The 14,179-nt window shown below is 27.9% G+C and carries 13 protein-coding genes and 2 tRNA genes; 5 read left to right on the top strand and 10 right to left on the bottom strand.

Annotated elements, in window-relative coordinates; genetic code table 11:
- Positions 1-11: 11 nt before the first annotated feature.
- From scpB to dgt, 6 genes are read right to left on the bottom strand one after another with little or no spacing between them, the layout of a single operon-like run.
- The gene (gene scpB / locus ACTTAQ_RS02675; protein ID WP_440695329.1) at positions 12-653 is read right to left on the bottom strand and encodes an SMC-Scp complex subunit ScpB; all 642 of its coding nucleotides are present in this window, start codon (positions 651-653) and stop codon (positions 12-14) included.
- On the bottom strand, positions 640-1,431 hold the full coding sequence (locus tag ACTTAQ_RS02670) for a segregation and condensation protein A (RefSeq protein WP_440695327.1): 792 nt from the start codon (positions 1,429-1,431) through the stop codon (positions 640-642). The genes scpB and ACTTAQ_RS02670 overlap by 14 nt, the downstream gene beginning before the upstream one ends.
- Entirely contained in the window at positions 1,410-2,330 is a 921-nt protein-coding gene (locus tag ACTTAQ_RS02665; protein ID WP_440695325.1) for a glycoside hydrolase family 3 N-terminal domain-containing protein, read from the bottom strand. The genes ACTTAQ_RS02670 and ACTTAQ_RS02665 overlap by 22 nt, the downstream gene beginning before the upstream one ends.
- Entirely contained in the window at positions 2,306-2,563 is a 258-nt protein-coding gene (locus ACTTAQ_RS02660) for a hypothetical protein (protein WP_440695323.1), read from the bottom strand. The genes ACTTAQ_RS02665 and ACTTAQ_RS02660 overlap by 25 nt, the downstream gene beginning before the upstream one ends.
- The gene (gene argS, locus ACTTAQ_RS02655) at positions 2,563-4,266 is read right to left on the bottom strand and encodes an arginine--tRNA ligase (protein ID WP_440695322.1); all 1,704 of its coding nucleotides are present in this window, start codon (positions 4,264-4,266) and stop codon (positions 2,563-2,565) included. The genes ACTTAQ_RS02660 and argS overlap by 1 nt, the downstream gene beginning before the upstream one ends.
- Positions 4,267-4,268: 2 nt before the next feature.
- Positions 4,269-5,378: a dGTP triphosphohydrolase gene (dgt, locus tag ACTTAQ_RS02650; RefSeq protein ID WP_440695320.1), complete on the bottom strand. Its 1,110-nt coding sequence runs from the start codon at positions 5,376-5,378 to the stop codon at positions 4,269-4,271.
- Between the two features lie 13 nt (positions 5,379-5,391).
- Here dgt and ACTTAQ_RS02645 point away from each other — a divergent pair, with 13 nt between their 5' ends.
- Both ACTTAQ_RS02645 and xth read left to right on the top strand, forming a co-directional pair.
- On the top strand, positions 5,392-5,709 hold the full coding sequence (locus ACTTAQ_RS02645; RefSeq protein ID WP_440695318.1) for a HesB/IscA family protein: 318 nt from the start codon (positions 5,392-5,394) through the stop codon (positions 5,707-5,709).
- Positions 5,706-6,476, top strand: a complete 771-nt coding sequence (gene xth, locus ACTTAQ_RS02640; protein ID WP_440695316.1) for an exodeoxyribonuclease III — start codon at positions 5,706-5,708, stop codon at positions 6,474-6,476. The genes ACTTAQ_RS02645 and xth overlap by 4 nt, the downstream gene beginning before the upstream one ends.
- On the opposite strand, the gene ACTTAQ_RS02635 is transcribed toward xth, so the two are convergent.
- From ACTTAQ_RS02635 to ACTTAQ_RS02625, 3 genes are read right to left on the bottom strand one after another with little or no spacing between them, the layout of a single operon-like run.
- Positions 6,466-7,665, bottom strand: coding sequence for a sugar phosphate nucleotidyltransferase (locus tag ACTTAQ_RS02635; protein WP_440695314.1), 1,200 nt, complete (start codon positions 7,663-7,665; stop codon positions 6,466-6,468). The genes xth and ACTTAQ_RS02635 overlap by 11 nt on opposite strands.
- Positions 7,665-9,380, bottom strand: a complete 1,716-nt coding sequence (gene ilvD / locus ACTTAQ_RS02630) for a dihydroxy-acid dehydratase (protein ID WP_440695312.1) — start codon at positions 9,378-9,380, stop codon at positions 7,665-7,667. The genes ACTTAQ_RS02635 and ilvD overlap by 1 nt, the downstream gene beginning before the upstream one ends.
- On the bottom strand, positions 9,377-12,019 hold the full coding sequence (locus tag ACTTAQ_RS02625; protein WP_440695309.1) for a valine--tRNA ligase: 2,643 nt from the start codon (positions 12,017-12,019) through the stop codon (positions 9,377-9,379). The genes ilvD and ACTTAQ_RS02625 overlap by 4 nt, the downstream gene beginning before the upstream one ends.
- Before the next feature lie 60 nt (positions 12,020-12,079).
- Here ACTTAQ_RS02625 and ACTTAQ_RS02620 point away from each other — a divergent pair.
- Positions 12,080-12,153, top strand: a tRNA-Cys gene (locus ACTTAQ_RS02620).
- 49 nt (positions 12,154-12,202) lie between these two features.
- Positions 12,203-12,278 (top strand) — tRNA-Asn (locus ACTTAQ_RS02615).
- Between the two features lie 2 nt (positions 12,279-12,280).
- Here the strand turns inward: ACTTAQ_RS02615 and ACTTAQ_RS02610 are convergent.
- A complete protein-coding gene (locus ACTTAQ_RS02610; RefSeq protein ID WP_440695307.1) occupies positions 12,281-12,646 on the bottom strand; it encodes a helix-turn-helix domain-containing protein in 366 nt (121 codons plus the stop codon).
- A gap of 124 nt (positions 12,647-12,770) precedes the next feature.
- On the opposite strand from ACTTAQ_RS02610, the gene ACTTAQ_RS02605 reads away from it, so the two are divergent.
- Positions 12,771-14,174 (top strand): cryptochrome/photolyase family protein, encoded by a 1,404-nt coding sequence (locus ACTTAQ_RS02605; RefSeq protein ID WP_440695305.1) that lies wholly within the window; start codon positions 12,771-12,773, stop codon positions 14,172-14,174.
- The last annotated feature ends 5 nt before the right edge of the window (positions 14,175-14,179 follow it).

The raw sequence follows: 14,179 nt of genomic DNA, 5'->3' as shown, positions 1-14,179 counted from the left end.
AATACAAGAAGTTATTTATCTTCGTCCAGCGTGTCAGAAATCATATCATCGATATTAGAATATATATTTTCTTTGTTTTCGTTTTGATCACTTTCAATAAATTTTGAAGTACCAAAAATTGAGCTATCTACCCTGCTATCAATTAAGCCTGCCGCCAAAAGTTCATCTGAATTTGGTAAATCATCAAGACTATTGATATTAAAGTGATTTAAGAACTTATCTGTTGTTACATATAATAATGGTTTGCCTGGAATTTCTTTTCTACCATTAGGCTTCACCCAACCCAATTCAAACAGTATCTCCAATGTTCCAGTACTAAATGATACACCTCTAATCTCTTCGATTTCAGATCTTGTAACAGGTTGATGATAAGCAATTATAGCAAGAGTTTCTATAGCAGCCTTTGACAATTTTTTTTGAATAATTATTTCTTTTTTTAATTTTCCAGAAAGATCATCGGAAGTCCTAAATGACCATTTATCTGCTAAATTAACCAATCTAATACCTCTATCTTCATAATCTTTTTGTAATTCATAAAGAATTTTTAGTATATCTGTTCCTGATTTTACTTTAGATTTAATTGTGCCAACATCTAATGGTTCGCTTGCAGAAAATAATATAGCTTCAATTAAATTTTTTTCATTCTTTTTCATTTTTCACCTTATAAAATATTTTATCAAATAGTTTTTCTTGTTTTATTAATAAATCACCTTCTCTTACAAGCTCTAAGCCAGCAACAAAAGATCCGGCAAATCCTGTTTTTCTTAGATTTTTTTTTGCTTTAAATACTTGAGGGACAATATCTTTTAACTCACACCAATCTTTTAATTTAGAGAACATTGATGTAATTTTCTTAATTGCCTCTTCCATAGTATATATTTTTAACTTTGTAATATTAATAGAAGAAAAGTTTTTTCTCCTTTTAAAATCAGCGTAAGATTTAATTAATTCATATAAAGATACAGAATATTTTGGTGTACTCTTTGCTCTAATACCTTCTTTTATTCCTCTAAAAAAAATATCAACCCCCATTTGTTTTTTTGTCATGAGCTGGTCTGAAAGTAATCTTATCATTTCTAATTTTCTTAATTGAAGTTTAAGTTTTTCTGCCATTTTAGAGGCTGAAAATTCCTCATCATCATCTTCCGGCAATAACAACCTAGATTTTAAATAAGCTAACCATGAAGCCATTACCAAAAAGTCAGCTGCTATTTCTAAATTTTTTTTAATTTTATCAACGTATGAAATATATTGATCTACCAATTGAACAATTGAAATTTGCATCAAGTCTACTTTTTGAGTTTTAGCTAAATCAAGTAATAATTCTAATGGTCCCTCATAATTATCTATACTCAACTCTAAAGTATTTTTTACATGCGAAGTTTTAGGATCATTATCCTCTAAAGTGTTTATATTTTTTGACTCATCCATTTTTTTAGAATACCTATTATTTTTTTCATTTCATTAATATTACCATTACAATGCAAAATAATATCACAACCTGCAAGCAAAGGTTGAGTTACTTTTGTTTTAAGATTTTCTTTTAAAGCTTTCATGCAAATATCATCTGTCATTACTAAGCCCTTAAAATTAATTTTTTTTCTGATCAAAGTTAAAATTTTCGACGAGTAAGTTGCTATTTTAAAATCTAAAAAAATATATTTTATATGAGCTATCATTAGAAATTTTGAACGAAGGTTCTTAAAGCATAAAAAATCTTTTTTAAATAAATTTTCTTTATTTTCTTCTACGATTGGAAGTTTAAAATGGCTATCAACAACTGCCAAACCATGACCAGGTGCATGCTTTGCAATGCAATTAATTCCCTTATCTTGATACTTCTCAATAAAATATTCACATAATTTGTTAACAATTCTAGAGTTGTTAGAAAAAGACCTATCTCCAATGACTTTATGTGTTTTTTTATATTTTAAATCGGCAACAGGATAGGCAACTGTATCAATGCCAAGAAATTTAAAAATGCTAACATTAAAATCTATAAAATATGACGTTTCTTTATAAAAATTTTTTCTATCAATTAAATAAAGTTTACCAAAATACTCAGCAGTATATTTTTTTTGAGAAAATATTTTATTAAAACGGTTTACTCGTCCACCTTCATGATCAATCATTATCAGTGGATCATTTGGAGAAATAGACTTTATATGTTTAATAAGTTTTTTTAATTGTACCAGGTTTAAAATATTTCTTTCAAAAATTATAAAACCATAAATTTTATTATTTTTTATTAATTTAATCTCATCATTATTTAAAAATTGACCATGAAGTCCAAAAATAACAGGTATTATTTTGTTTTTAAAAGCTGCCAAAATTTTTTCTCCTCTGTATTTTTTTTAAAATATTTTGAATTATCTTGAAATTCTTTAAAATCTTTTTTGGTATTAATTATCTTAATTTTATTAATTTCATTATCTAAATAAATTGAAAAATTTTTTCTATTTTTATTTTTTATTTGTAAAAAATTTTCTGAAAAATAAAAATTAATTATAAAAAAGAAGAACAAAATAAATATTATTAAATTTATTACTTTCAAATACTTCATTACATTTTTTTTAAAATTTTAACGTCTAAAATATTTAAACCTATAGTTAAAACTAAATACAATTTTTGCAGTAAATACAGTCTAGAGTTAATTAGCTCTTTATTAGAATGTCCAATTATTTTTAAATCCTCATTTTCTTTTCCAGCATTCCAATAAGTATGAAACTCAGAAGAAAGTTCGTATAAATAATAAGGAATATAATGAACTTCTAAATTTTGATAACACAAATTTACTATTTTAGGCCATTCTAAAATTTTTTTTATAAGATTGAATTCAGTGTCGTATTTTAAATTTTCTAATTTTGCATCAATAATAGGTTTTTCAATATCAAAATTTGATTTACCAAATAAAGAATTGATCCTTGCACATGCATATTGTACATAAAATATTGGGTTATCTTTAGATGTATCAGTTACTAAATCAAAATCAAAATCCAATTGAGAATTTGAACTCCTATAAACCATCATAAATCTTGCAGAGTCTTTGCCTACTGCATCAATTAAATCTTTTGCTAAAATAAAATCACCTGCTCTTTTTGACATTCTAAATGGCTTACCTGATTTATAAAGTTTAACAATTTGGCTAAGCTTAATCGAAAATGTTTTATTATTATTTAATGCATTTACCGCTGAAGATAATCTTTTCACATAACCCGCATGATCAGCGCCAAGTATATTTATGTAATGATCAAAGTTACGAGTGAGCTTGTCATAATGATAGGCTACGTCATTGGCAAAATATGTCCAAGTATTATCTGATTTTTGTAATGCTCTATCAACGTCATCTCCATACTTTGAAGATTTAAATAATAATTGCTCTCGAGGCTCCCAATCTTCAGCATCACCTTTTGGCTTAGGCAATACCCCAGTATATACGTCTCCTTTGTTTTTTAATTTTTCAATAGCTACACTTAAGATGTCCCTATTAACAATATCACTCTCTGATACAAAATTGTCATGAACGATACCCATTAAATCTAAATCTTTTTTAATTATATCTAATGCAGACTTGATCGCGTAAGGTGTTAATATTGATATAGTTTCATCAAAACTAGACATATTTTCATTTTTAATTTTTTTTAAAACATCTTTAGCAATATCAATTATGTATTCGCCAGGGTACAAGCCTTGATCTTCTGGAAAAGTTTTGCCCTTTTGCAACTCTATTATTCTAAAATAAACAGATTTTACAAATAGATAGATTTGATTGCCATAATCGTTAATATAATATTCTTTTACTACATTGTGACCGTAAAATTTTAAAAAATTACTTAATACATCACCAAATATTGCTCCCCTACAATGCCCAACATGCAGAGGACCAGTAGGGTTTGCGGATACAAACTCAATATTAATTTTATTTGATTTAGTAGAGGCTGGTTTTCCATAATTTTTATCAATTTTTTTTATAAATTTTAAAAAAATTTCCTTTTTAAATGTAAAATTTATAAAACCAGGTTTTGCTACTTCTATCTTTTCAAAATCATCATTAGCAGCTTGTATTAATTCTTTAATTTCATTAGCTAATTGCATAGGTTGTTTTTTTAAAGAAGACGCTAAAATTAATGGAGCATTAAAAGAAATATCACCAAATATTTTTTGCTTTGGCGTCTCTACAGTAATTTTTTTTTTTATTACTTTATCAATTGGAATATCTTTTATAATTTTTAAAAATAAGTCTTTATAATAATCAAAAATATTCATAATTAATTTATATTTTCATAAATGTTCAGAGCAAATTTATCGGTCATTCCAGAGATATAATCTGCTATATTTCTGTCTTTGCTAAACAACGAATTTGGATTTGGTAATTTATCATAGTTTTTTTTAAAATAATTAAATAAAAATTCAATAATCATTTCTGACTTGGAATTCCATTTTTTAACAGAATTATGATTATACATTTTTACTTTCAAAAAATTTCTTATTTCGTTTAAACCTTTTTGTACTTTATCTGAAAAATTAATAATTGTTTCCTTAGCATTATACACATCATCTATTGTTTTTAATTTGTTTATTTGAATTTTATTCATTGAATTTTCTATTAAGTCCGTAGCAAGATTATTTAATAAATTTCTGACAATTTCATTCTTTTGAATATTTTTATTATTTTCAAAAAGTTCATTCATAAAATTTAAATCAAGTAAATTATCTATACTAAATAAATTTGCTCTCAAACCATCATCTATGTCATGACAATTATATGCAATATCATCTGCTAAAGCGCTTATTTGTGCTTCTAAACTACCTAAAGATTTAAAATTTAAATTATAATTAAAAATTTCAGGCAGTTGATTACTAAACAATTCTTGGTTTGTTATTGGACCATTATGTTTAAGTAATCCATCTAAACAATTAATAGATAAATTTAATCCTTTATGCTCTTTATAAGTATCCTCCAATAAAATGAGTATGCGTAATGATTGAATATTATGATCAAAATAATCGTTGTTCATGCAGTTTGATAATGCTAATTCTCCAGCATGCCCAAATGGCGTATGACCAAGATCATGAGCTAAGCTTATCACTTCACATAGATCCTCATTTAAATTTAAAGCACGCGCGATAGATCTAGCTATTTGAGAAACTTCTAGGGAATGTGTAAGCCTAGTTCTAAAATGGTCACCTTCATAATAAACAAAAACTTGTGTTTTAAATTTTAGTCTTCTAAATGAATTAGAATGTATTACCCTGTCTCGATCTCTTTGAAATTCGCCTCTGTATAAAGTTGGCGAACATGGATATTTTCTTCCTAGAAAATTATCATCTTTTGATGCAAATGATGCCAAATTAGAGTAAATATATTTATTATTCATTTATAAAAATAAAATGACGACTACATTTGAAATAACAGAAAATGCAAAAAAACAAATAGCAAAACTGCTTGAAAAAGAGCCAAAAGGATCTTTTTTCAGGGTATCAGTAGAAGGTGGCGGTTGCTCAGGGTTTAAATATAACTTTACCATAGATAACAAGACTAATGATAAAGATCTACAAATTCAACAAGTTGTAATTGACGATACCAGTCATAATTTTTTAAAAAACTCGAAATTAGACTATGAACAAAATTTAATGAGCAAGTCATTCAGGATCATAAACCCTGATGCCAAAGCATCTTGTGGATGTGGCATATCATTTTCACTATGATTATTTCAAGTTGGAATATTAATTCTGTAAGAATAAGAACAGAAAATATTGAAAAATATTTAGACAAAATTGATCCAGATATAATAATGTTTCAAGAAATTAAATGTGAAGATGATAAGTTTCCAAATGATTTTTTTGAAAAAAAAAATTATAATTGTTATGTATTTGGACAAAAATCTTATAACGGAGTTGCGATAATTTCTAAAAAAAAACTCTCAAATATTGATAAAAGTTTTAAAGACCCAAATAAACAGTCTAGATTAATAGCTGCTGATATACAAATAGCAGGAAAATTAGTCAAATTAATCTGTATTTATCTACCTAATGGCAATCCCGTAAACACAGACAAATACCCTTATAAACTTAAGTGGTTAAATAATTTTATTAACTTTATAAAAAAAGAAATTGATAATTACGATGGAATCATTATCGGTGGTGATTTTAATATAATTCCAAATTCAAATGATGTAGGAAATCCAGAAGATTGGGAAAATGACGCTTTATATAGATTGGAGATTAGAAAAGAATTTCGGAAGATACTAAACCTTGGTTTCAAAGATAGTTTTAGATTATTTAATACCGAGGATAAACAGTATACTTTCTGGGATTATACTCAGGGTTCATGGCAAAGAAATAAAGGGTTGAGAATTGATCACTTTTTAATAACTGATAGTATTTGTTCCAAAATTAAAAATGTTGAAATAGATATGTTTACAAGAGGCTTGAATAAACCTTCTGATCATTCACCTATTCGAGTTAATTTTTAATACGTCCATAAACATCTTCAATACGAATAATATCAGTTTCTTTTAATATTTTACCGATTTGTGCTTCGATGATTTTAACTGGTTTTTTAAGTTTGTTATGTATTCTATGAATAGAACCTTTGGGTATATGAACTAAGTCTTTTAATTTGGGTTTTAAAGTTTTTTTATTTAGAATAATTTCTGGATGTCCTTCAGTGACATACCAATGCTCTTCTCGATGTCTATGCTTTTGTAAACTTAAACATCCCTTGCTATTGACTATTAACTCTTTAATTAAAAAGTTTTTACCCTTAAATAAATTTCTATAGGTGCCCCAGGGTCTTCTAAAGAGATTAGTTTTTGTAAAGTATTTTTTCTTATTAATATTGTAAAAATTTAATAATGATTTCCAACTTCCAAGATCAGACCAATTTATATTCAATCTAATTGATTTTATATTACTAATTTTTTCAAGAATTGCGTAATCAAAAGAAATAGGTTTGATTTTGTTATATGAATGACTTTCTAAGAAAATACTATTTGATTTTTTGTTTGAATTTTGAACGGATAGTAAACAATTTTTAAAAAGTTTATTTTGCTCATTCATAAAGTGATAAATAATATTTTCCTTTGTAGACATGAAAATACCAGCATTCCATAAACCACCTTTTTTAATTATATTTTTTGCATTCTTAATTGAAGGTTTTTCTGTAAACTTACTTACATTTATTGAATTTTTTTTTCTAAAAAAATAGCCAAATTGATCTGAAGGCTCTTTCGGTTTTATACCAAAAACAAATATATCTTTATAAAAAATTTTATTTAAATTTTTTTTAATTTCTTGATTAAATTTATTTTTTTCCTCGATTAACTGATCAGATGGCAAAAATAAAATAATTTGATTAGAAGCTATTTCGGGTAACAAGCAAGGAGAAAGAATTGCAGGTGCTGTATTTTTTTTGCATGGTTCTAGAATAATTTTATAGTCATTGATTTTATTTTTTTTTAAATGTTTTTTGACTAAGTTTAAATATTTAATATTTGTACTTATGATTGGTGGTAAAAAAAGTTTTGAATTAATTCTATCCAATGTTTTTTCAAACATTGTCCAACCGCCAAAGTCTATAAATTGTTTTGGTAAATTGTCTTTACTCTCTTTAAAAAGCCGTGTGCCAGCTCCACCACATATTATGACTGGCAAAACTTTCATTATATATCTGCGTAAGATTTTTTTTCCTTTGAACCACCTGGATGTGTAACAGCTCCATTTGTTGCATCACCTACGTTTTGAGCATATTTCCATAAAGTTCCACTTCCAAAATTTAATTCTCTATGTTTCCAATTTGATTTTCTTTTATTGATCTCATCATTACTCAAATTGACATTAATTGTACCTTTCTCTGCATCAATTTCAATTTCATCTCCATCTTTTAACAATCCAATCATTCCACCAACGTGTGCTTCGGGAGAAACGTGTCCGATACAAAAGCCTCTTGTTGCGCCAGAAAATCTCCCATCTGTAATTAGTGCAACTTTCTCACCCATGCCTTGTCCATATATTGCAGCTGTTGTTGAAAGCATTTCTCTCATTCCTGGTCCACCTTTGGGCCCTTCATATCTAATTACAATTACGTCACCTTCATTATATTTTTTTTCTTTAACTGCTTTAAAAGCATCTTCTTCACAATCAAAACATTTAGCCTTACCTTTAAAAAACAATGTTTTCATTCCTGCAACCTTAACAATAGCTCCACCCTCTGCTAAATTTCCTTTTAAACCAACTACTCCACCAGTTGGTGTTATTGGATTTGAATAATACCTAACAACATCTTGATCTTCATTAAATTTTACATCCTTCAAGTTTTCTTTATGTGTTTTTCCAGTAACCGTTAAACAATCACCATTTAAATATCCTCCATCCAACAATGTTTTGAGAAGTAATGGTACTCCACCTGCTTCAAATAAATCTTTAGCTACGTATTTTCCACCTGGTTTTAAGTCTGCTAAGTATGGTGTTTTTTTAAAAATTTCAGCAACATCCATGATGTCAAATTTTAAACCACATTCATTTGCTATTGCAGGCAAATGAAGGGCTGCATTTGTTGATCCGCCAGTTGCCGCAACTACAACTGCAGCATTTTTTAAAGCTTCGATAGTAACAATATCTCTTGGCCTGATTTTTTTCTTTAATAATTCCATCACCTGTTTACCACTCTCAATTGCATATTTGTCACGTTCCTCATATGGAGCTGGTGTTCCAGATGAATATGGCAATGCTAAGCCAATAGCTTCAGACACACATGCCATTGTGTTTGCAGTGAATTGTCCTCCGCAAGCACCAGCTGATGGGCAAGCAACAAGCTCAAGTTCTTCAAGTTCTTTGTCTGACATCTTTCCTGCTTCATGCATACCGACACCTTCAAAAACGTCTAAGACTGTAACGTCTTTACCTTTAAATTTTCCTGGCAGTATTGACCCGCCATACATAAAAACACTTGGAACATTTAATCTGCACATAGCCATCATTAGACCTGGTAAAGATTTATCACAGCCAGCTAAACCTACTAATGCATCGTAACAATGGCCACGTACTGTTAATTCGGTAGAGTCAGCAATTATTTCTCTAGAAATTAGAGAGGATTTCATTCCTTCGTGACCCATGGCAATTCCATCTGTAACAGTGATTGTACAAAACTCTCTTGGCGTTCCATGATTATCGTGAACACCTTTTTTTACACTTTGCGCTTGCCTCATTAAGGCTATGTTGCAAGGAGCTGCTTCATTCCATGTTGATACAACGCCAACAAATGGTTTAGCTACATCTTCTTGAGATAGATCCATGGCATAATAAAAAGATCTATGAGGAGCTCTATCTGGTCCTACTGTTGTGTGTCTGCTTGGTAATTTAGATTTATCAAATTTCATTTTAAACTTTTTAATATTTCTTGGAGTGTTATATATTCTTTTTTATTTGTATCTAAAAGATTTTTTTCCTGTTTAACAATTTCTTTAGGCGCTTTTTTTACAAAATTATCATTTTTTAATTTATTTTCGCTCGAGGATATTTGTTTTTGCATAGAGTTTAGTTTTTTTTCCAAAATATTTATTTGATTATCTATATCAATCTCATCCCCGAAATTTACAATAAACTGCTTACCAGCCAATAATGTTTTTATGTTACCTTTGTCGTCATCATTAGTATTTAACGCAGAAATTCTACCTATCTTACACAAAATATTTTCATTTTTTTTAATTATTTTTTTTTGATTGTTATCTAAAAATTGAATTCCAACTCTTACTAAACTTCCAGGTGCAACTTGCATTTTTGATTTAAATGACCTTAGATCATTAATAAAATTAATGATAAACAAAAGATCTTTTACATTTTTTGATGATTTACTTTTTAAATCTTTTGTAAAATGATGGTTTATTAAGTCATTTTTTTCAGTTTTTTTAAAACCTGACAAATTCCAAAGTTCTTCAGTTACAAAAGGAATAAATGAATGCAGAAGAAGTAAATTTTCTTTCTGAACATGATTTAATACATTTTTTGTCTCAAAAATTAAATTTTTATCTTTTGAATTTAATAAAGGTTTTGAAAATTCAATATACCAATCACAAAAATAATTCCATATATACAAATAAAGTTCCTTTGCCGCTTCATCAAATCTAAAATTTTCAATAAGTTTTTTGATTTTAATTTTATTTTCATTTAATGTGAAAAGTATCCATTGATTAGCTGGGTTTTTTATATTTTTAATTTTATTTTTTTTAATATTAAAAACATTGTTTATGGAACAATAATTAAATGTATTCCAAATTTTTGTTAGAAAATTTCTATACCCTTTTACTCTATCAATTGAGAGTTTAACATCCCTACCAGGAGAAGACATGGATATTAAAGTAAATCGTAAAGCATCTGCTCCAAATTCTTCTATAATAGTTAATGGATCAATTACATTACCTTTTGATTTAGACATCTTTTGTCCTTTTTCATCTCTAACTAGGGCATGAACATAAACTTTTTCAAATGGAACTTCCTTCATAAAATGTAACCCCATCATCATCATTCTAGCTACCCAGAAAAAAATAATATCAAAGCCAGTAACTAATACGGAAGTTTTGTAAAATCTTTTTAACTCATAAGTTTTATTGGGCCAACCCAATGTAGCGAACGGCCATAATGCAGAAGAAAACCACGTATCAAGAACATCTTTATCGCGCTTAAGATTTAAAATTTTTTTATATTTTTTTTTACAAATTTTGTTAGCTTCTTTAAGATCATTGGCAACTATAATATGACCATCAGGTGTATACCATGCTGGAATTTGATGGCCCCACCACAGTTGACGAGAAATACACCATGGCTCAATATTCTCCATCCATTGAAAATATGTTTTTTTCCAATTATCAGGAAAAAAACTTGTTTCTTTTTTTTTAACTTTTTTTATTGCATCTTTTGCAAGTTTTTTTGCATCTACAAACCACTGTTCTGTAAGCAAAGGTTCAATAATAGTATTGCTTCTATCGCCATAAGGAACGGTATGTTTGATATTTTCAATTTTGTTTAAAATATTTAATTCTTCTAATTCTTGAATAAGTTTTTTTCTTGCATCAAGCCTATCTAGGCCCACATAACCTTTTGGGGTATTCTCGTTCAATGTTCCGTCTTTGTTTAAAATATTAATAAATTCTAACTTATTTCTTGTTCCAACTTGATAATCATTAAAATCATGTGCGGGAGTTATTTTTACTGCGCCAGAACCCTGATTAGGGTCTGCATACTCGTCTTTAATAATTTTAATAATTCTTTTCGAAATAGGAATAATGATTTCTTCACCAATTAAATCTTTATATCTTTCATCTTTAGGGTGTACTGCAATTGCGGTATCCCCGAACATTGTTTCTGGTCTCGTAGTTGCAATTGTAATAGTTTTTTCAGAATTTTTAAATTTATAATTAATATAATAAAGTTTTCCTGAAGTTTCTTTTTGTATAACTTCAAGATCTGATATTGCTGTTTTTAATTTTATATCCCAATTAGTGAGCTTAAGATCTTTATAAATTAATTTTTTATTATACAGATCAACAAAAACCTTTAATACAGCTTTAGATAATCCTTCATCCATTGTGAAGCGATCTTTTGACCAATCACATGAAGATCCAAGTTTTTTAAGCTGTGATGTAATTGTGTTTCCTGATTTCTCTTTCCATTGCCAAACTTTTTTTAAAAACTCTTCTCTTCCTAAATCATTCCTAGATATGCCTTTTTCAGCTAATTGCTTTTCAACAACCAATTGTGTAGCAATACCCGCATGGTCAGTTCCTGGCTGCCATAGTGTTTCTATACCTTTGTTTCTATTAAATCTTATTAAAAGATCTTGAATTGAATTGTTCAATGCATGACCCATATGCAAGCTGCCTGTTACATTTGGCGGTGGAATTACAATAGAATATGTTTTTTTTGAATTGTTTTTTTTAGGTTTAAAACACTTGTTTTTTTCCCAATACTTATAAATTCTATCCTCAATATTTTTATGATTGTATGAACCAAAACTAGACATTTTATTGAATTATATTGGAGTTTATATATATCTCCTTTTAAATAACAATTTCAAAAAATTGGCCACGTGGCGGAATGGTTACGCAGAGGATTGCAAATCCTTGTATCCCAGTTCGATTCTGGGCGTGGCCTCCAAAAAAAATATTGTTTTGGATAAAAAATAATATATTAATCCGATTATTGATCCCCGGTAGCTCAGTTGGTAGAGCAAGCGGCTGTTAACCGCTTTGTCGCTGGTTCGAGTCCGGCCCGGGGAGCCAGACTAAATAGCTTTCTTAATATTCTTTTGTTCACCAAGCACTTCAAGAAGTTTTTCTTTTTGCTGTGGCTCCAAATCACTAAAAATTCTTAATAGAAAACTATAGTTTACATCTTTAGATGAAGAATTATCCTCATTCGAAGAAGCAAAATCTTGATAATCTTCAAAAAAATACTTTATCGGCACCTTTAAAAAGCTAGATAATTGCAATAACCTTGCGGAACTAACTCCATTTGTTCCTTTTTCATATTTTTGTATTTGCTGAAATGTAACGTTTATTGCTTTAGCTACTTGAGTTTGAGTTAATCCTAGTGAAGTTCTTCTTAATCTTAATTTTTTACCTAAATGTTGATTTAATTGTGCACTCACCAATGTCTCCCTTTGAAGATATGTTAAATACCTTTTTGATATTCAAGGCAACAAAAAAAAGGTAAAAAAGATGTAAAAAATTCCTTGATTTTGTTACTGATTTAACAGTTTTTTTTTGAAAATTATGCTTATTTATTGGCTTAGAAATGATTTTAGACTTAATGATAATGAAGCATTGTCTTATTTGTTATCAAGTGAAAACAGTGATTTTGTCTTTTTTTCATATGATAAAGAAAAATATAAATTTAGATCAGCTCAAAAATGGTGGCTTTATAAAACGCTTAAAATTTATGATAAAAAATTAAGTGAAATTGGGATTAAATTTATTGTTGAAAACGATTTAGAGTATAGTTTTTTAGAAAAAAAAATTAAAAATAAAAAAATTACTGAAGTTTGTTGGAATAAAATATTTTCACCTGAAGAAATAGCTATTGAAAATAATATTATAAAACTATTAGAAAAGAATAATATTAAATATAAGATATTTTCTTCAAATTTGTTACAAAATCCAGATCAATGCAGAAAAAAAGATAATACTCCCTTTCAAGTTTTCACTCCATTTTGGAAAAATGCTGAAATGATTTATCTTAAAAATTATAAATATAAAAAAAATCTTATAAAATCAAAAAAATCGTTAAAAAATAATAATCAAGCTAAAATTGAAATCATATTGCCAAAAAAAAAATGGTATGAAAAATTTGAGAAATATTGGTTTCCTGGTGAAGATATAGCATTAAAGAAAATTAAGAGTTTCAATTCTGAAAAAATAAATTTCTATGATCAAAATAGAGATTTTCCATCAATAGAAGGCACCTCTAAACTATCGCCTCATTTAGCTTTTGGAGAAATTTCTCCTAAAAAAATATATGACGAATGTACAAAGATAAAAAATAAAAAAATTGGAGTTACGAAATTTTTAAATGAAATCGGTTGGAGAGAATTTGCTTATCATTTGATAAATCATTTTCCTATAATGTTAAAAAAGAATTTGAGAAAAAATTTTGATAAATTTCCCTGGTCTGAAAATAAAAAATTTTTAGATAAATGGAAAAAAGGAAATACAGGATATCCAATAGTTGATGCTGCTATGAAGCAACTATATGAAACTGGCTGGATGCATAATAGACTTAGAATGGTTGTTGGTTCATTTTTAGTAAAACATTTGAGAATTAATTGGACCGAAGGTGAAAAATATTTCAAAGATACACTTTTGGACTATGATACAGCCAATAATGTTTCAGGTTGGCAATGGATAGCGGGCTGTGGAGCTGATGCAGCTCCATATTTTAGAATTTTTAATCCTATAACCCAGGGAGAAAAATTTGATCCAAATGGAGAATTTGTGAAATACTGGATACCTAATTTAAAAAAAATTCCAAAAAAATTTATTCATAAACCTTGGGAATTACCAGAGGAACAAGCAAAACTTATTAATTTCAATTTAATAAAAGATTATTTTGAGCCAATCGTTGATCATAAGATGGCGAGAGAAGCGGCATTAAAAGCATTTGAATTCACAAAAAAATGAAAAAA

This window comes from Candidatus Pelagibacter sp. HIMB109, assembly GCF_052048155.1.
GTDB lineage: Bacteria > Pseudomonadota > Alphaproteobacteria > Pelagibacterales > Pelagibacteraceae > HIMB114.
This window is presented reverse-complemented; position numbering and strand designations above follow the sequence as displayed.

Bases quoted from the DNA above. Each gene is read 5' to 3' on its own strand.
- xth (WP_440695316.1), top strand. From the start codon at position 5,706: ATGATTATTTCAAGTTGGAATATTAATTCTGTAAGAATAAGAACAGAA.
- ACTTAQ_RS02625 (WP_440695309.1), bottom strand. From the start codon at position 12,019: ATGTCTAGTTTTGGTTCATACAATCATAAAAATATTGAGGATAGAATT.
- ACTTAQ_RS02645 (WP_440695318.1), top strand. From the start codon at position 5,392: ATGACGACTACATTTGAAATAACAGAAAATGCAAAAAAACAAATAGCA.
- argS (WP_440695322.1), bottom strand. From the start codon at position 4,266: ATGAATATTTTTGATTATTATAAAGACTTATTTTTAAAAATTATAAAA.
- ACTTAQ_RS02660 (WP_440695323.1), bottom strand. From the start codon at position 2,563: ATGAAGTATTTGAAAGTAATAAATTTAATAATATTTATTTTGTTCTTC.
- dgt (WP_440695320.1), bottom strand. From the start codon at position 5,378: ATGAATAATAAATATATTTACTCTAATTTGGCATCATTTGCATCAAAA.
- scpB (WP_440695329.1), bottom strand. From the start codon at position 653: ATGAAAAAGAATGAAAAAAATTTAATTGAAGCTATATTATTTTCTGCA.
- ACTTAQ_RS02605 (WP_440695305.1), top strand. From the start codon at position 12,771: ATGCTTATTTATTGGCTTAGAAATGATTTTAGACTTAATGATAATGAA.
- ilvD (WP_440695312.1), bottom strand. From the start codon at position 9,380: ATGAAATTTGATAAATCTAAATTACCAAGCAGACACACAACAGTAGGA.
- ACTTAQ_RS02670 (WP_440695327.1), bottom strand. From the start codon at position 1,431: ATGGATGAGTCAAAAAATATAAACACTTTAGAGGATAATGATCCTAAA.
- ACTTAQ_RS02635 (WP_440695314.1), bottom strand. From the start codon at position 7,665: ATGAAAGTTTTGCCAGTCATAATATGTGGTGGAGCTGGCACACGGCTT.